Genomic DNA, 16,920 nt, shown 5'->3' on the forward strand with positions numbered 1-16,920 from the left:
CGGAACCAAGGCCGCCGCGAGAGCGTCGTGCCGGTTCGCCCGGATTCAAGGCGAAGCCGCCGGGCGAGCGCCGGCCCGTCTCGGCGGGCTGGCGCTTTGATCACGCAGCTAGGCGTTCACGTGTTTGCCGGACTTGGCGGGGATAAAGCGCAGACGTCAATCGTAGCAGCGCCATCCCACGGGCCGGCGCTCGCCCTGCTACTGTTGCGCGCTTGTCAGGGTCGCAAAATCCTCGGCGCGGGTGCCTCGAAGGTCATCTTCCCGCCCCGCATCCCCCAGAGCGGCCGCCTGATCTCGGCCACGGCGGCGGCGCGGCTGTCGCAGGGCAGCAGCACCAGATCGGCGGGGGCGCCCTCCTCGATCCGGTCGGAGACGCCGAGCAACCGGAAGGGATCGCTGCTCACCATCGCAAAGCAGGCCGTCAGCTCCTCGGGCCCGCCCAGCTGCGCCACGTTGGCAAAGAGGTTCGCCATCCGCGGCAGCGAGCAGTCGCCGTAGGGGGTGAAGGGGTTCAGTACGTTGTTTGTCGCCACGGTGCAGCAGACGCCGCCCGCGTGGAAGCGATGCGCCGGGGCGACGCCGCGCGGCACCGCGTGGTCATGGTCACGCCCGGTGATGAAGAGGTCCGTCGCCGGCAGCACGGTCAGCGCGATCCCGGCCTCCTTCAGCAGCGCGATGCTCTGCGCCAGCGCGTCCGGGGGCAACATCGAGAGCTTGGTCACATGGCCGATCGCCACGCGCCCCTGCATGCGATGTGCGATGGTCTGCCGCGCCACCTCGTCGAGGTGCCGCCAGCTGGTGTCGAGGTCGAAATCGAGGTGGAAGTCGAGGTCCACGTCGAACTCCCGCGCCATGGCGAAAAGCAGGGCGATATGCCCCTCGGGGTCGGTGTCGGTGTAGGGGCAGCCGCCGAGCAGATCCGCGCCGCCTGCGAGCGCGGCGCGCAGCAGCTCTTCGGTACCGGGGTAGTTCAGCAATCCCTCCTGCGGAAAGACGCAGATCTGCAGGTCGAGCGCCCATGAATAGTTGGCCTTCAGTTGCTTGACCGCTTCGAAGCCCGCCAGACCGATCACCGGGTCGATCTCGACTTGCGTGCGGATAAGCGTGGTGCCCTGTCCGATGGCCTGCTCCAGCACCCGCGCGCCGCGGGCGTAGACGTCCTCGGTGGTGAAACCCTTCTTGGCGGCAGTCACCGCGGCCAGCGCGCCCTTCAGGTCGCCGGTCCGGTTTACCGCCCGCTCAAGGATGCAGGCCTTGTCGAGATGCAGGTGGCTGTCGGCGAAGCCGCGGAAGATCATGCCTCCGCTGGCATCGAGCGTTGGGGCGTCGCTGGCGATGTCGGGCGCGATTGTCGCGATGCGCCCCTGCGCCACGCCGATGTCCACCGGGGCGGCGCCGTCCGACAGGCGCGCCCGGCGGATGATGAGATCGAGTGTCATTGTGCTGCTTCTGCCTGTATCTCGTCGCGGGCCTCCCCCTGGCCGAGATATGCCTCGATCAGCGCCGTGTCACGGCGCAACTCCTCGGCGCTGCCCTCGGCCACCACGCGGCCCTGTTCCAGCACGTAGCCCCGGTCGGCCACGGCCAGCGCCAGCGTCGCCATCTGGTCGACCAGCAGGATGGTGATCCCGTCGTCGCGCAGCTCGGCGAGGATGCGGTACAGCTCCTCGGTCATCGCAGGGGCAAGGCCGAGCGACGGCTCGTCGAGCAGCAGCAGCTTCGGCGCGGCCATGAGCCCGCGCGCGATGGCCATCATCTGCTGCTCGCCGCCCGAGAGCAGCCCGGCAGGGGTGTCCAGCCGGTCGCGCAGGCGCGGGAAGCGGCGCAGGATGGCTTCCAGTTCCTCGGGGGCGGGACGGGTCTTGCGGCGGTAGGCGCCCAGCTCGATGTTCTGCGCGACGGTGAGTTCGGGGAAGACCTGCCGCCCCTCGGGCACCAACGCCAGCCCGTGCTCGACCATCCGGTGCGGCGCCAGCCCCTGCACGTAGGCGTCGTTCATCAGCACCTGTCCGCTGCTCGGGGCGAGCAGCCCGGACAGCACCTTGAGGAAGGTGGACTTGCCCGCGCCGTTGGCCCCGAGCAGCGCCACCAGCTCGCCGCGCCGCACGCGGATGTTGAGCCCCTGCAGCACGTCCGCCGCGCCGTAGCCCGCGCGCAGGTCGCGGGTGATCAGCGTGTCCATCGCGCCGGGCTCGAAGGCGAGCATGCGCGGCGGCGCCTGGAGCGTGCCCTCGCCGAGATAGGCGGCGATGACCTGCGGGTTGGCGCGGATGCTCTCGGGGGTATCGAAGGCAATGGGCACGCCCGCGTCCATCGCGAGGATGCGGTCGGAGATGCCCATGACCATGTCCATGTCGTGCTCGACCAGCACCACCGCGATGCCGAGGTCGGCGATCCGCCGCAGCAGCGCCGCGAGGGTCATCTTGTCGGCATGCATCAGCCCGGCGGCCGGCTCGTCGAGCAGCAGCACGTGCGGCCGCAGCGCCAGCGCGCGGGCGATCTCGACCAGCCGCCGGTCGACGTGCGGCAGGTCGGCGGCTGGGGTTGCGGCATCGCCGGTGAAGCCGACCAGCTCCAGCAACCCCAACGCCAGCGCGCGGCGCTCCTCGTTGGCCAGCGTCGCGAAGGGCGCGCCGAACCGGCCCTTGGGGAAGGCGGAGATCACGTTGGCCTCGGCTCCAAGCGAGCCGAAAAGCCGGGTTGCCTGAAAGGTCCGTGCGACACCCAGCCGCGAGGTGGCGTGCATCGGCCAGCCGGCGATCTCGGTCCCGGCGGTCTCGATGCGGCCGCTACCGGGGGTGTAGAAGCCAGAGATCATGTTGAGCAGCGTGGTCTTGCCCGCACCATTGGGGCCGATGACAGAGGTCACCTCGCCGGGGGCGGCGGTGAAGCTCGCGCCCGCAACGGCCTTCACGCCGCCGAAGGTGATGCCGAGATCGGTGACCGTAAGGGGATGCGGCATCTCGGGGGAGATGTAGCGCAGGACCGTCTCCTGATCGCAGGCCCCGGCCTTGGCCTCCCGACGCGGCAGGAACCCGGCGATGGTGCCGACCACTCCGCGTGGGGCAATGAGCATGACCGCGATCAGCAGCGCCCCGAAGACCAGAAGCCGGTATTCGGACATGCCCGAGAGCGCCTCGGGCAGGAAGACGACAATGGCAGCGCCGACCACCGGGCCAAGCACCGTGCCTGCGCCGCCGAGGATGACGGCGAAGAGAAAGAGGATCGACTGCGAGAGCATGAAGTTGCTCGGCGCGATGAACTGCATCAGCGAGGCGAAGAGCCCGCCCGCAAGCCCTGCGGTGCCCGCCGCGATGGCAAAGGCCGAGAGCTTGGTGAGGAAGGGGTTGAACCCCAGAGAACTGGCCGCGATCTCCTGATCGCGCAGCGCCGCCATGCCCATGCCCCAACCGCTCGCCGTGAGCCTGCGGTAGCCGAGCAGCAGAATCCCGGCCAGCACGATGGCGAGCATGACCAGCTCGCGCTCGCCGAAGGTCGTGCCGAGGAGGGAGGGCGCGTCGAACCCCATCAGCCCGTTCTGCCCGCCGGTCAGACCGCGCCACTCGATGGCGAGATGTTCGACGATGAAGGCGAAGGCAATGGTCACCATGGCAAGGAACGGCCCCGCCATGCGCACGGCAGGCACCGCCAGCAGGCAGCCCACGGCAGCGGCGATCAGCGTGCCGAGGGGGAGGGCGAGCCAGAAGCTCAACCCGGCCTGCATCAGGATCGCATGGGCATAGGCGCCGATGGCGAAGAAGCCGACTTGTCCCAGCGAGACCAGCCCGGTCAGGCCGAAGAGCACGTTCAGCCCGGTGCAGAGGATGGTCCAGATGGCCACGAGGCCGAAGACGAATTGCGTGTAGCCGCCCACAAGGCCCAGTCCCGCCAGTGCGGCGGCGGTGAGCGCAAGGATGGCGAGATCGAGAAGGCGGGTGTCTGTCAGGCGCATGGGCTCACACCTTCCGCAGCTTGGCCGCGCCGAAGAGGCCGCTCGGCTTGATCGCCAGCACCGCGATCAGCAGGCCGAAGACGACGATATAGGTGTAGGAGGAACCGAGGAATGTGGTCACCAGCGCCTCGACCAGCCCGTAGAGAAAACCCGCGATCATCACGCCCCAGGCCGAGGTCATGCCGCCGAGGATGGCGACGGCAAAGGCCTTGATACCGAAGAGCGTGCCCATGTCAGAATGCACCGAGAAGAGCGGCGCGATCAGCAGGCCCGCCGCCCCGGCCAGCATCGACGACAGGGCAAAGGAGCCCGAGATCATCACCGTGGTGTTGATGCCCATGAGCCGCGCGGCCTCGGGGTTCTGTACCACCGCCAGCAAGGCGCGGCCCTGCCGGGTGCGGCGAAAGAGCATCTGAAGCGCGAAGGCGACGGCGATCGCCACCAGCGGGATCAGCACCTGCTGCGGATAGACCCCCGTGCCGAGGATCTGCCAGCTGGTTTCCACCAGCGGCGAGGGCAGGCTGCGCGGCTCGTTGCCGAAGGTGAAGAGCACCGCATTGTCCAGCAGGATGCCGCCCGCAACCGTCGCCATCAGCCAGCCGTCGTTGCCGCGGACGGCAAAGGGGCGGATCAGGCAGAACTCCACGATGACGCCCATCGCGGCGCAGCCGAGCAGCGCCAGCGGATAGGCGAGGATAACCGGCAGGCCGGCGCGCTGGGTCAGCACGTAGCCGAGCACCGCGCCCAGCATCACCATGGACCCCTGGGCAAAATTCACCCGGCTGCAGACCGAGTGGGTGATCTGGAAGCCGAGCGCGATCAGCCCGTACATGGCGCCAAGTCCGAGCCCGGTGAGGAGGGCGGCAAAGAGAAGTGTCATTCAGTGCTCCGAAATGGGGCTTCCGGCCGATGTGGCCGGCAAGGTCGTGCAGGGGTGCCGCCCGCGCTGGGCGGCACCGGCAGGGGTCAATCCATCAGCGGGACGATCTCGCCCTCGACGAATTGCGAGAAGACGTAATCCTCCGGCCCGAGCGCATCCTGATCTTCGGGGGTGAAGGGCATGTCGTAGGTCTTGATGACCCCTTCGACGCCGCTGATCTGGTACATCGCCTCGCGGATTGCCGGGCCCTCGGTCGAGCCGGCCTTCTCGATCGCGGCGGCCAGAAGGAGTGTCGCATCATAGGCGTTGGCGATGCCGGTGGCCGGGGTCACGTCGGCCAGCGTCTCGATCTCGGGATACTTCTCCTGCAGCGCGGCAAAGAGCGGATGCGCCGCATCGGTGAAGAGGAAGGTCTGGATGAAGTGGACCTTCTCGCCGCTGGCCCCCGCCAGCTCGGTGAAGCGTCCGCCCGCCGGACCCCAGTGCGAGGCGATCGGCACGTCCCAGCCCATGCGGTCGAGCGATTTGACCACCTGCGCCGAGGGCGCGACATTGGCGACGAGGAAGAGGCTGTCGGCGCCGTTTTCCTTGAGGCGGGTGAGCTGCGGCACCACGTCGACGTCGTTGCTCTCGAACTTCTCGATGCCGGCGTGCTCCATGCCGCGCTTGGCCAGCGCCTTGGTCAGCCCGGCCTCGTTGGACTCGCCCCAGGGGTTGTTGATCAGGATCATTCCCGGCTTCGCGGCGCCATACTTGGTCACCAGATACTCGGTGATCGCCTCGTCGACGTATTCATCCACCGCCGAGACGCGGAACACGTAGTTCTCCTCGGCGCCGTTCATGGTGATCGGCGTGCCCGCCGCCCAGGGTCCGACGAAGGGCACCTTGGCCTCGTTCATGTAGGGCACGATGGCCATCGACACCGGCGTGTCGAGCCCGCCGATCAGCGCCGCAACCTCTTCGCGCTGCACCAGCTCGCGCGCGGCGACGAGGCCCTTGCCGGGGTTGCTCTCGTCGTCGCGGCTGACCAGCTCGAGCGGACGCCCAAGCACGCCACCCGCGCCGTTGATCTTGTCGAGCGCCAGTTCGATGCCGCGGGTGATCGCCTCGCCGGACTTGGCGGACTGCCCGCTCAGCGCGGCGACGAGACCGAGCTTGATCGGCTCTGCAGCGCTTGCGGGGGCCGCAGCGAGCAGCGACAGCGCGGCGGCACCGGCCATGAGCGCGCGGCGGGTGAAGGTCGGTTGGATGGGCATTTTCTGTCTCTCTCCAGCAATGAGGGTCCTGTTGGTGCCCTCATAAGGCCGTGCAGGGGCGGTCTTCTGTCAAAGACGCGGGTCGGAAATTCCCCGGAAAATCGACATCTCCCAGCGCTCTGCACAAGCTTCAGGCAAATTGCATGCAATTTTTGTATGAAATTGCCGCGCACGGGTTCCATCGGGCCCGCGGTATGCCAATGTCGAATCAGCAACCGACCGAAAGGATCCCAGATGACCGCTGAAACGACCGATGCCCTCGCGCTCGATTACGCCGCGCTGCCGCCCGAGGCGCAGATCGTGCACGATTACCTCGAAGCCTCGATGGTGCCCGACCCCGAGCGCGCCGCCACCTACATGGCCGAGGGTGTGGTGATCACCTTCACCGGCGGGCGGGTCTATCATCACCCCTCGGGCCCGTCGGGCTTCAACGCCATGCGCTACGCCTGGGTGAAGAAGGACATGCGCCAGTTCGACGTGGCGCAGGGGGCCGAGGGGACGGTGGTCTATTCCACGGGCTATCTCTACGGGGAATGGCCCGACGGCACGCCCTTCGAGGGCAACCGCTACGTCGACCGCTTCGTGGTGAAGGGCGGCAGGATCGTGAAGATGGACGTCTGGAACGACAGCGCCGAGCGTATCCTGACCGCGCGGGGCATCGAGGCGTAAGGCCTCAGCCCTTCTCGCGCACGTCCATGGCGTAGGGCTCGAGCGCGTCGAGATAGGAAAAGGCGCTCTTGGCGCCTTCCTGGAACTGCGCGCGGCTCGAGACGGACTCGAGGTGGCTGCGGGCGATGCGCTTTGCCTGCACCACGTCGCCCTCGCGCAGCGCCGCGAGGATGTCGCGATGCTCCTGGATGCCGCAGGCGGTGGAATGCGGGCGGGCGTATTGCGACAGGGTCAGCGCGCAGCGATAGCTCAGCTCGTTGACGTAGCGCATCAACACCGGGCTGCCGGTCAGCTCGCCCAGCAGGATATGGAACTCGGTGGCCAGTCGGATCGACTGCGGCTCGGGCCCGTCGCGGGCCTCTTCCTCACGGGCGATATGCGCCTCGAGCCGCGCGGCCTGTTCCTCGGTCAGCCCGGCGGCGAGTCGGGCGATCACCAGATCCTCGATCTGGGTGCGCAGCTCGAAGAGATCGCGCGCCTCCTCGAGGCTGGGGGAGGCCACCGCCGCGCCGCGGTTGTGGCGCAGCTCCACCAGCCCCTCGGCTGCCAGACGCTCCAATGCCTGCCGGATGATCGTGCGGCTGGCCCCGAAACGCTCTCCCAGCGCATCCTCGGGCAGCTTCATCCCCGGCAACAGCGCGCGTTCGAGGATCGCCGAGCGCAGCGCCGCGCAGATGAGTTCCGACCTGTTCTTCGGCACGGCCTTCGAAGGCATGTCCTGTCCCCGGCTTCGATCTTTCAGGCTCGCAAGAAAGCACGTCGCCCCGGCAAGCTCAACTGCCGCGCGCGCTTTCCAAGCCGCGCGGTTTGCGTCACGCTGCCGCGAGCCACGGAGGGACCGGACATGCGCACATTCGAAGAGATCCTTGCCATCGCCGCCGAGCGCCACGGCGGCCGCGAGGCCGCGCTGGCGAATATTCCCGAACCGCTGAGCCCCGAGCAGATCGCCGCCCAGCCCGAAGCGCGCTTTCTTGCAGCCATGGCGCGAGGCATCTTCCAGACCGGCATCAGCTGGAGCGTGGTCGATGCCAAATGGCCCGGCATCGAGGAGGCGTTCCACGGCTTCGAGCCGGCGCGGGTGGCGATGATCGAGGGCGATGCCTTCGACGCGCTGCTCTCGGATACGCGGGTGATCCGCTCGGGACCGAAGCTGGCGGCGATCCGCGACAACGCGGTGTTCGTCACCGAGGTCGCCTCCGAGGCGGGCAGCTTCGCCCGGAAAATCGCCGACTGGCCGGTGGCAGAGTTCGACGCGCTGCTCGACTGGCTCAAGCGCAGCGGCTCGCGCCTGGGGGGCAATACCGGCGCCTACATGCTGCGCGCCATGGGCAAGGATGGCTACGTGCTGAGCCGCGACGTGGTGGGGCGGTTGATCGCCGAGGGGGTGATCGACAAGCCGCCGACCTCGCGCCGGGCACTGGCCGCGGTGCAGGCGGCGTTCAACACATGGGCCGAGGAAAGCGGGCAACCCTATACAACTGTCAGCCGGGTGCTGGCGCGCAGCATCGGCTGAGTCCTCCCTGCGCGGGAACCTGCCGAGACGCTGCGGCGTTTCCTGCCGGACCCACCGGCGGAACAGCAGCGGCAGGCAGAGCGCATGACCCATCTCGACGAGACGCAGATCTACGACACATTGACCGAAGGCGACGACGGAGCGCCGAAGTCAGAAGCCCGCAACGGGCTGCGTCACGTCGGGTCGCTGTCGATGACCAAGCTCGCCGACGGGCTGCTCAACCCGAAACTGGTGCTGACATGGCTGGCGCAGGCGCTTGGTGCGCCCGCCGCGATCACCGGCCTGCTGGTGCCGATCCGCGAAGCAGGGGCGCTGCTGCCGCAGCTCATGTTGGCAGGCGTGGTGCGCCGCAGTCGCCAGCGCAAGTGGATCTGGGTGGCGGGCTCGGTCGGGCAGGGGCTCGCGGCGGCGGGCATGGTCGCCGTGGCGCTGACCCTGCAGGGCATGGCGGCGGGTCTGGCGCTCTGCGCGCTGCTGGCGGTGCTGGCGCTGTCGCGCGCCGCCGCCTCGGTCAGCTACAAGGACGTGCTGGGCAAGACCGTCTCGAAGACCCGCCGCGGGTCGATCACCGGCACCGCCGGCTCGGTCGCCTCCGCCGGCGTGCTGGTTTTCGCGCTGCTGCTGTTGTCGGGCTACCTGCAGGACGTGCCGCCGGTCGCCGCTGCCATCGGCGTGGCGGCGGCGCTCTGGCTCGGCGCGGCGGCGCTCTTCTCGACGCTTGAGGAAGAGGACAGCGAGGTCGAGGAAGACGCCGGGCCCATCGATCTCTCGCCGCTCCGCGACGACCCGCAGTTTCGCCGCTTCATCGCCTGCCGGGGCGCGCTCACCGTGACTTCGCTGGCGCCGCCCTACCTCGTGCTGCTGGAGAACAGCGACGGCGCGCTGCAGAAGCTTGGGGCCATGGTGCTTGCCTCGGCATTGGCGGGCTTCGTGTCGGCCTGGGTCTGGGGCCGGCTGGCGGACCGCTCGTCGCGCCGGGTCCTCATGCTTTCGGGCTTCGCGGGGGCGGCGGCCATGGCGCTGGCGGTGGCCGCGGCGCTGCTCGGCTGGACCGATCCGATCTGGGTCACGCCGCTGCTGCTCTTCGCGCTGCTGATCTCCTGGCAGGGCGTGCGGCAGGGGCGCTCGACCTATCTCGTCGACATGGCACCCGAGGAGGGGCGCTCCAGCTATGCGGCGCTGGCCAACACGCTGATCGGCGGGCTGCTTCTGCTCACCGGCGCGCTCGGCGGTCTGCTCGCGATCGTCGGCCCGGTGGCGGCGCTGGCGGGCTTCGCGGTGCTGAGCCTGATCGGCGGTGTCATCGCCTTGGGGCTACGCGAGGTTGAGGCGGATCAGGAGGACAGCAAGGCCTGACGCGCTTGCGCCCGCACGGCGCGGGTGAGCGGGGCGAGGGCCGGGGCGACCAGTCGGTTGACCTGCCAGGTCAGCGAGATGTCCTCGGGCGCGTCCGGCCGGATGGCCACCAACTCGCCCGAGGCCAGCAGCGGCGCGGCGAGAATTTCCGGGTTCAGTCCCCAGCCAAGCCCTAGCCGGGCGGCCTCGACGAAGCCCTGCGTCGAGGGTAGCCGATGGGTGGGCGGCAGCAGCGGCGCACCGGCCACTCGGCGCAGCCAATGGTGCTGCAGCGCGTCCTTGCCGTCGAATTGCAGCAGCGGTGCGCGGGCGAGTGTTTCCGGGGTCACTCCTTCGGCGAAGTAGCGGTCTCGGAAGCTGGGCGCGCAGGTGGCGATGTAGCGCATCCGCCCGAGTGGTACCGCGTCGCAGCCCTGCACCGGGCGGGCGTGGTCACAGATGGCGGCCGAGACCTCGCCGCGCCTCAGCCAGTCCGCCGAGAAGGCCTGATCGTCCACCACGATTTCGAAGAGCAGGTCCAGCCCCACCAGCGCAGACAGGAACCAGGTGCCGAGGCTGTCGGCGTTCACCGCCAGCCGCAGCCGGGCCTGCGGGACGGCGCGCGCCACATCCTGTCCGAGATCGCGGGCCAGCGCCGCCTCGAGCAGCGCCACCTCGGAGGCATGGCGCGCCAACCGCGCGCCGGCTGGCGTGGCGGTGCAGGGGGTGGCGCGGATCACCAGCGCCGCGCCGGCGCGATCCTCCAGCGCCTTGATCCGCTGCGAGATCGCCGAGGGGGTCACCGAAAGTTGCCGGGCCGCGGCGTCGAAGCTGCCGAGACGGAGAACCGCTTCGAGCGCGGCCAGTTGCGAGGGGTCGTATTGCATTAGAACATCTTAATCAGAGTAAATTTGTTTAACTAGCCTGTCTCGCAAGCCGCGTGATAGCTCCGCCTTCGGAGTAACGAAAAAGCAGGAGACAGGATCATGCAGGCAGCGACGGCAGGATTTGCCCTCGGGCTTTCGCTCATCCTGGCGATCGGCGCGCAGAACGCCTTCGTGCTGCGGCAAGGGCTGCGGCGCGACCACGTGCTGCCGGTGGTGCTGGTCTGCGCGGTTTCGGACGCGCTGCTGATCGCCGCAGGGGTGACCGGCTTCGGGCTATTGGCGGCGCGGCTGCCGGGGCTCGAGGCCGCAATGCGCTGGCTCGGCGCGGCCTTCCTGCTGTGGTACGGCGCGCGTACGCTGCTCGCCGCCTGGCGCGGCGGCGAGGCGCTGCGCGCCGAGGATGCGCCGGGCAATGGATCGCTGCGCCGGGCGCTGCTGACCTGCCTCGCCCTCACATGGCTCAACCCGCATGTCTACCTCGACACGGTGATGCTGCTCGGCGCGGTTTCGGCGCAATACGACAACCGCCTGTTCTTCGGTCTCGGGGCAGCGACGGCCTCCTTCGTGTTCTTCTTTGCGCTGGGGTTCGGGGCGCGGCTGCTGGCCCCGGTCTTCGCGCGGCCCCGCGCATGGCGCGTGCTCGACCTGGTGATCGGGCTGACCATGTGGCTGATCGCGGCAAAACTGCTGCTGGGCTGAGCGCGGGGCTTGCGCCCGGCGCCGGGGACGCTACGAAAGTCCTCATGAACACAAAGACCTCCAACCCCGCCCTCGGCATTTTCTGGATGATCTGCACGGGGCTGTGTTTCGTGGGGATGACGGCGACGGTCAAGCTGCTCGCGGGGCGGGTGCCGGCGGCGGAGTCGGCCTTCCTGCGCTACCTTCTGGGCCTCGTGTTCGTGATCCCCGCCTGGCGCAGCCTGCGCGATCTGCGGCTCACCGGGCGGCAGCTGCGGCTGGCGTCACTGCGCGGGGCGACGCAGACGCTGGGGGTGATCTGCTGGTTCTTCGCCATGACCCGCATTCCCATGGCCGAGGTCACGGCGATGAACTACCTCACGCCGATCTACGTGACGGTGCTGGCGGTCTTCTTCCTCGGCGAGCGGCTGGCACTGCGCCGCATCCTCGCCATCCTCGCCGCGCTCGGGGGGGCAATCCTGATCCTGCGGCCGGGGTTCCGTGAACTCGATCCAGGGCATTTTGCCATGCTCGGCACGTCGCTGATGTTCGGCATTTCCTACCTGATCGCCAAGATGATCACCGACGAGCTGTCGCCGGCCATCGTGGTGGCGCTGCTGTCGATCACCGTGACCATCGGCCTCTTTCCCTTCGCGCTGGCGGTCTGGGTCTGGCCAAGCTGGTCCGACCTCGGGATCCTCTTTCTCGTCGCCTGTTTCGCGACCGGCGGGCACTACGCGATGACTCTGGCCTTCGCCAGTGCGCCGGTGACGGTGACCCAGCCGGCGACCTTCCTGCAGCTTGTCTGGTCGGTGCTGGTCGGCGCGGTCTTCTTCGGCGAGGGGGTGGACCCCTACGTGGTGGCGGGCGGTCTGGTGATCATCGGCTCGGTGCTGTTCATCACCCTGCGCGAGGCGATGCTGAAGCGCCGGGTGACACCGTCGGGGCCTGACACGAAGTTCTGAGGGGGGTGTCGCGGAAACAGAGTGTTTCCCCAACACGAAGTCACCCCAGGCGTTTCGCATTTCAGCCATATTTCCGGATCACGGTTTCCTAAAGTGAAACGGTTAATCCGGTGTGTACCCATGATTGCAGACAACATTACAGACAACCGACCAATTGAGCACCTCGATGATGTCCGGGCCCTCCTGCTCGCGGAGCGGCAGAAATCCCTTTCCGAGACCGAATGGCGCTTTCGGATGAAGGGCTACGGTTACCAGCTGCGCCGCACCGCGCAGGGCGTGGAGGTTTCGCGGCTGCCGCAGAACCGGCTGCTGGGAACGCTCGACGCCTGACCGGGGGCCGACGTTGCACGGCGCTCACGCGTTAGGGAAGATTAATCTCACCGCCTTGCACCCGTAGCGGTGGCGGTAGAGATTGGCCTGATGATCAGGATTTGTTCACGCTACGTCAGCGTTTTATTCACCATCGTTTCCCTTGCGTCACCTTTGGTCAGCCTTTCGGCCGACCCCCTGGCTGCGGCGCCGGCGGTGTTCTCCGGCAAGGTCCGGGTGATCGACGGCGATACCTTCGACGTGGGCGACGTGCGCGTGCGCCTCTTCGGCGTCGATGCCCCTGAAAAGGACCAGACCTGCGGCGGTCGGGGCGCGCCCAAATGGGCCTGTGGCGCCTGGGTCACCTCCGAGGTCCGCGCTCGCTATGAGGGCCGCCGCGCCCGCTGCGAGCGGCTCGACACCGACCGCTATGGTCGCGCGGTGGCGCGCTGCTCGGTGGGCGGGGAGGACATGGGCCGCGCGCTGGTCTCCAACGGTCTCGCCTTCGCCTACCGGGACTACTCACTCGACTATGATCTCGACGAGAAGCGTGCCGTGGTGCGCGGCGTCGGCGTGCATGGCTCCGAGGTGCAGCGCCCGGCTGATTTCCGCGCCGAAACCCGCAGCGCGGCCAATGCCGCGGCGCTGGCCGAGGCGCCGCAGGGCTGCGTGATCAAGGGCAACATCTCTTCGAAGGGGGTGCGCATCTACCACATGCCCGGCCAGAAGCACTACGGACCAACTCGCATCGATGAGAGCAAGGGTGAGCGCTGGTTCTGCACCGAGACCGAGGCGCGCAGCGCCGGCTGGCGCAGAGCCCGCCAGTAAGGGCCCGCAGGATGACTTTGGGGCATGTTGATCCGCATCAAAGTCGGGGCGTACGGGGCATGCCAAGACAGGGGCAAGACAAGCTAAGGAGGCACATGCCCATGTCCCATGTTCCGCACACCCTCGCCGAGGAATTCCCGCAGTTCGCCGCGCGCATCTCCGAGCTGAAGCAGCAGGGCGGTCACTTCGCCACGCTCGCCGAGCGCTACTACGAGGTGAACCGCGAAGTGCATGGCGCCGAGAGCGGGCTGACTCCGATGGAAGGGCTCGCCGAAGCCGACCTGCGCAAGAAGCGCGCCGCGCTGAAGGATGAAATCTACGCGCTGCTGACCGCCGACGCCGAGGGCGTCGAAGGTTAATTCAGCAGCGGCTCGATCTCCGAGGTGATCGGGTCCGACAGGGGCAGCGTCGTGCTGCCCCAGCCCGCGACGAATTCGCCCTCGGGTCCGATCAGCACCTTGTTGAAATTCCACGAGGGCGCATAGCCCTCGTGTTCGGCCAGATCCCGGAAGAAGGGATGCGCCGCGTCGCCGACCACATGGGTGATCGTGGTCATCGGCATGTCGAGGTCGAAGTTGATCTCGCAGTAGTCCTTGATCTCTGCCTCGCTGCCCAGCTCCTGCTTGAAATCATTCGAGGGCACGGCCAGCACCACCAGCCCGCGATCGCGGTAGCGGTCGTAGAGACCCTGCAGCCCGTCGAACTGCGGGGCGAAGCCGCAGCGCGAGGCGGTGTTCACCACCAGCACCGGGCCACCGCGCCAGCTTTCCAGATCCAGCGTACCGCCATCGATCGACTCGAAGACCGTGGTCTCGGAGGCGAGGGCCATGGAGGTGGGCAGGGCGATGGTGGCCATCACGGCGAGCAGGGGGGCAATACGCATGGGGCGACTCCTTTGGGCTCACAAATAGTCTCGCTGACGTGAAGTCAATGAAACGAATACGCGTCCCGGTGCGGATCGGATCTGCACGAGCGCACATTTTCCGAAACCTCTTGGAGCCCGGCGGCGGGCCGCCTATCTTTGCCGTTCAGGAGGTGACGCCATGGCCGGAGGCTGGAGCCGCGACGGTGCGGTACAGGAGCAGATCGAGGACAGCATCAAGGACGAGCTGTCGCGCATGCAGGCGCGCAGGCGCCCATCGGGCGAGAGCGCGACCCATTGCGCCGAATGCGAGGAGCCGATCCCCGAGAAGCGCCGCGTGGCAATTCCGGGCGTGAAGCTCTGCATCGACTGCCAGCAGGAGCGCGACGGCGCCTTTCAGGCGCGCGGCGGAATCAACCGGCGCGGCTCGAAGGACAGCCAGCTCAAGTGAGATCGTCGTCTTCCGGTGCATCGCGCTCGCGCAGCGCCTTGCCGCGTCGCAGCCCGCGCCGGTAGAGCGGCATCAGGTCCAGCATCGCCACGGCAAAGCCGAGAGGGATCATCCAGAAGCCGAGGATCGGCAGGAAGCCGAGGATCCCCCCACAGATCAGCAGCAGCCCCAGCACCAGCCGCAGCCCCGGCGGCACCCGCCGCCGAACGTGTACGAGGAAATGCTGCATGCGCCGCTTGAGACTGCGCCGCGGCCGCTTGGCGCGCGGTGTCACGTCTGGCTTGTCCGCCGGGGAGGGCATGCTGCGGCTCCTTGCAGGCCTAAGGAAAGGGATCGGCAAATTCGGAAAGGAAACGGGCGGGCCCCGAAAGGCCCGCCCGGGGTGGATCAGTCTTCCATCGCCTCGAGCTCGTCGATGAAGCCTTCGATCATCGACAGCCCCTTGTCCCAGAACTTGGGATCGGTGGCATCGAGGCCGAAGGGCTCGAGCAGCGCCTTGTGGTGTTTCGAGCCACCCGCCTTGAGCATGTCGAAATACTTGTCCTGGAAGCCGTCGGGGTTCGCCTCGTATTCGGCGTAGAGCGCATTCACCAACCCGTCGCCAAAGGCATAGGCATAGACGTAGAAGGGCGAGTGCACGAAATGCGGGATATAGGCCCAGAAGGTCTCGTAGCCCGGCATGAAGTCGAAGGCCTCGCCGAGGCTCTGCGCCTGCACCGACATCCACAGCACGTTGATGTCCTCGGGCGTCAGCTCGCCGCCGCGCCGCGCCTCGTGCAGCTTGCACTCGAAGTCGTAGAAGGCGATCTGCCGCACCACGGTGTTAATCATGTCCTCGACCTTGCCGGCGAGCATGACCTTGCGCTCTTTTTGGTCCTTCGCCTTGGCCAGCATGGCGCGGAAGGTGAGCATCTCGCCGAAGACCGAGGCCGTCTCGGCCAGGGTCAGCGGCGTCGAGGCGAGCATCTCGCCCTGGCCTGCGGCCAGTACCTGGTGCACGCCGTGGCCCAGCTCATGCGCCAGCGTCATCACGTCGCGCGGTTTGCCGAGGTAGTTCAGCAGCACGTAGGGATGCGCGTCGGTCACCGTGGGGTGGGCAAAGGCGCCGGGCGCCTTGCCGGGCTTGGCGGCGGCGTCGATCCAGCCCTTGTTGAAGAAGGGCTCGGCGATCTCGGCCATGCGCGGATCGAAGCCGGCATAGGCCTCCATCACAACCTTCTCGGCCTCGTCCCAGCCGACGATGCGGTCGCTCTCCATCGGCAGCGGCGCGTTGCGGTCCCAGACCTGCATGCGATCGAGCCCCAGCCACTTGCGCTTGAGCTCGTAGTAGCGGTGCGACAGCCGGGGGTAAGCGGCGACCACGGCGTTGCGCAGCGCCTCGACCACCTCGGGCTCGACGTCGTTCGACAGGTGCCGCGCGTGCTGCGCCGAGGGCATCTTGCGCCAGCGGTCCATCACTTCCTTTTCCTTTGCCTGGGTGTTGTGCACCCGCGCAAAGGTCTTGATGTTCTCGCCGAAGACCCGCGCCAGCTCATGGGCGGCGGCCTCGCGCTTGGAACGGTCCTGCTCGGTCAGCAGGTTGAGCGTGCTCTCGATGCTCATCTCCTCGCCGTCCACCTCGAAGGTCAGCCCGGCGATGGTCTCGTCAAACAGGCGCTCCCAAGCGTCGCCGACCACACCCATGTCGTGCAGGAAATGTTCCATCTCGTCCGACAGCTGGTGCGGTTTCATCGCGCGGATGCGGTCGAAGGCGGGCTTGTAGCGCCCGAGCTCGGGATCGGCGGCAAAGAGCCCGTCGAGCAGCTCATCGTCGAGCCGGTTCAGCTCGAGCGTGAAGAACACCAGCGGCGTGGTGTAATTGGTGATCTTTTCCTGGCAGTCCGACAGGAACTTGGCGCGCTCGGCATCCACCGTCAGCTGGTAGTAGCGCAGCCCGGCGTAGGACATGATGCGCCCGCCGATGGCCTCGATCTTCTCGTGGCGGCGGATCATCTCGAGGAAACCGGCGGCATCGAGCGTGCCCAGCTTGCCCTCGTAATCGGCGGCGAAACGCGCGCAGGCGTCCTCCAGCCAGTCGAGGTCCCGCTTCACCTCGGGCGCGTCGGGCGCGGGATAGAGATCACTCAGGTCCCATTCCGGCAGATCGCCCAGGTTCTTGCCTCCGGCAGAGGCGGTTGCGTCAAATACGGGCCGAACGGTCATCGCGTCGCTCCTTGTTGTCTTTCTTGGGGGACAGCTAAGAACGCGGCCCCCGCAGGTTCAAGGGCAAAGCGCCGCGTTGCGCGCCTTGCCTTCGTCTAGATGAAAATATCCCGGGGTGAGGCGCGCAGCGCCG

The 16,920-nt window shown here is 67.8% G+C and carries 18 protein-coding genes; 9 read left to right on the top strand and 9 right to left on the bottom strand.

Features of this window, described 5'->3' with window-relative positions:
• Positions 1–215: 215 nt before the first annotated feature.
• From BM397_RS25540 to BM397_RS25555, 4 genes are all read right to left on the bottom strand, one after another.
• Positions 216–1,439 (bottom strand): amidohydrolase family protein, encoded by a 1,224-nt coding sequence (locus tag BM397_RS25540; protein ID WP_092430142.1) that lies wholly within the window; start codon positions 1,437–1,439, stop codon positions 216–218.
• Complete coding sequence (locus tag BM397_RS25545; RefSeq protein ID WP_092430140.1) at positions 1,436–3,952, bottom strand: branched-chain amino acid ABC transporter ATP-binding protein/permease; 2,517 nt, start codon at positions 3,950–3,952, stop codon at positions 1,436–1,438. The genes BM397_RS25540 and BM397_RS25545 overlap by 4 nt, the downstream gene beginning before the upstream one ends.
• Before the next feature lie 4 nt (positions 3,953–3,956).
• Positions 3,957–4,832, bottom strand: a complete 876-nt coding sequence (locus BM397_RS25550; protein ID WP_092430138.1) for a branched-chain amino acid ABC transporter permease — start codon at positions 4,830–4,832, stop codon at positions 3,957–3,959.
• Positions 4,833–4,918: 86 nt separating this feature from the next.
• A complete protein-coding gene (locus BM397_RS25555) occupies positions 4,919–6,088 on the bottom strand; it encodes an ABC transporter substrate-binding protein (protein ID WP_092430136.1) in 1,170 nt (389 codons plus the stop codon).
• 234 nt (positions 6,089–6,322) lie between these two features.
• Here BM397_RS25555 and BM397_RS25560 point away from each other — a divergent pair, with 234 nt between their 5' ends.
• Entirely contained in the window at positions 6,323–6,757 is a 435-nt protein-coding gene (locus BM397_RS25560) for a nuclear transport factor 2 family protein (RefSeq protein WP_092430134.1), read from the top strand.
• A 4-nt stretch (positions 6,758–6,761) separates the two neighbouring features.
• Here the strand turns inward: BM397_RS25560 and BM397_RS25565 are convergent, their stop codons facing one another.
• Complete coding sequence (locus BM397_RS25565; RefSeq protein WP_092430132.1) at positions 6,762–7,472, bottom strand: GntR family transcriptional regulator; 711 nt, start codon at positions 7,470–7,472, stop codon at positions 6,762–6,764.
• Positions 7,473–7,601: 129 nt separating this feature from the next.
• Here BM397_RS25565 and BM397_RS25570 point away from each other — a divergent pair, with 129 nt between their 5' ends.
• Positions 7,602–8,270 (top strand): DNA-3-methyladenine glycosylase I, encoded by a 669-nt coding sequence (locus BM397_RS25570; RefSeq protein WP_092430130.1) that lies wholly within the window; start codon positions 7,602–7,604, stop codon positions 8,268–8,270.
• A gap of 84 nt (positions 8,271–8,354) precedes the next feature.
• Positions 8,355–9,626, top strand: a complete 1,272-nt coding sequence (locus BM397_RS25575; RefSeq protein ID WP_092430128.1) for an MFS transporter — start codon at positions 8,355–8,357, stop codon at positions 9,624–9,626.
• Here the strand turns inward: BM397_RS25575 and BM397_RS25580 are convergent.
• The gene (locus tag BM397_RS25580; protein WP_092430126.1) at positions 9,605–10,492 is read right to left on the bottom strand and encodes a LysR family transcriptional regulator ArgP; all 888 of its coding nucleotides are present in this window, start codon (positions 10,490–10,492) and stop codon (positions 9,605–9,607) included. The genes BM397_RS25575 and BM397_RS25580 overlap by 22 nt on opposite strands.
• A 99-nt stretch (positions 10,493–10,591) precedes the next feature.
• Here BM397_RS25580 and BM397_RS25585 point away from each other — a divergent pair, with 99 nt between their 5' ends.
• The 5 genes from BM397_RS25585 to BM397_RS25605 all read left to right on the top strand — a co-directional run bounded on the left by BM397_RS25585 (position 10,592) and on the right by BM397_RS25605 (position 13,631).
• Positions 10,592–11,191: a LysE/ArgO family amino acid transporter gene (locus BM397_RS25585; RefSeq protein WP_092430124.1), complete on the top strand. Its 600-nt coding sequence runs from the start codon at positions 10,592–10,594 to the stop codon at positions 11,189–11,191.
• Positions 11,192–11,235: 44 nt separating this feature from the next.
• Complete coding sequence (locus tag BM397_RS25590; RefSeq protein ID WP_245696225.1) at positions 11,236–12,135, top strand: DMT family transporter; 900 nt, start codon at positions 11,236–11,238, stop codon at positions 12,133–12,135.
• Between the two features lie 120 nt (positions 12,136–12,255).
• Positions 12,256–12,465 carry a hypothetical protein gene (locus BM397_RS25595; RefSeq protein ID WP_092430122.1) on the top strand — a complete coding sequence of 70 codons (210 nt, stop codon included), beginning with the start codon at positions 12,256–12,258 and terminating at the stop codon, positions 12,463–12,465.
• 90 nt (positions 12,466–12,555) lie between these two features.
• Positions 12,556–13,272, top strand: coding sequence for a thermonuclease family protein (locus BM397_RS25600; protein WP_092430120.1), 717 nt, complete (start codon positions 12,556–12,558; stop codon positions 13,270–13,272).
• Positions 13,273–13,373: 101 nt separating this feature from the next.
• The gene (locus BM397_RS25605) at positions 13,374–13,631 is read left to right on the top strand and encodes an HP1242/YdcH family protein (protein WP_092430118.1); all 258 of its coding nucleotides are present in this window, start codon (positions 13,374–13,376) and stop codon (positions 13,629–13,631) included.
• Here BM397_RS25605 and BM397_RS25610 read toward each other — a convergent pair.
• Positions 13,628–14,155 carry a glutathione peroxidase gene (locus tag BM397_RS25610; protein ID WP_092430116.1) on the bottom strand — a complete coding sequence of 176 codons (528 nt, stop codon included), beginning with the start codon at positions 14,153–14,155 and terminating at the stop codon, positions 13,628–13,630. The two genes, BM397_RS25605 and BM397_RS25610, sit on opposite strands and share 4 nt — an antisense overlap.
• Positions 14,156–14,315: 160 nt before the next feature.
• On the opposite strand from BM397_RS25610, the gene BM397_RS25615 reads away from it, so the two are divergent.
• Positions 14,316–14,585 (top strand): DksA/TraR family C4-type zinc finger protein, encoded by a 270-nt coding sequence (locus BM397_RS25615; RefSeq protein ID WP_092430114.1) that lies wholly within the window; start codon positions 14,316–14,318, stop codon positions 14,583–14,585.
• On the opposite strand, the gene BM397_RS25620 is transcribed toward BM397_RS25615, so the two are convergent.
• Positions 14,578–14,886: a hypothetical protein gene (locus tag BM397_RS25620; RefSeq protein ID WP_245696224.1), complete on the bottom strand. Its 309-nt coding sequence runs from the start codon at positions 14,884–14,886 to the stop codon at positions 14,578–14,580. The genes BM397_RS25615 and BM397_RS25620 overlap by 8 nt on opposite strands.
• An 86-nt stretch (positions 14,887–14,972) precedes the next feature.
• Positions 14,973–16,787: a M3 family oligoendopeptidase gene (locus BM397_RS25625; protein ID WP_092430112.1), complete on the bottom strand. Its 1,815-nt coding sequence runs from the start codon at positions 16,785–16,787 to the stop codon at positions 14,973–14,975.
• Between the last annotated feature and the right edge of the window lie 133 nt (positions 16,788–16,920).

The organism is Alloyangia pacifica (assembly GCF_900116195.1).
Taxonomy (GTDB): Bacteria; Pseudomonadota; Alphaproteobacteria; order Rhodobacterales; family Rhodobacteraceae; genus Salipiger; species Salipiger pacificus.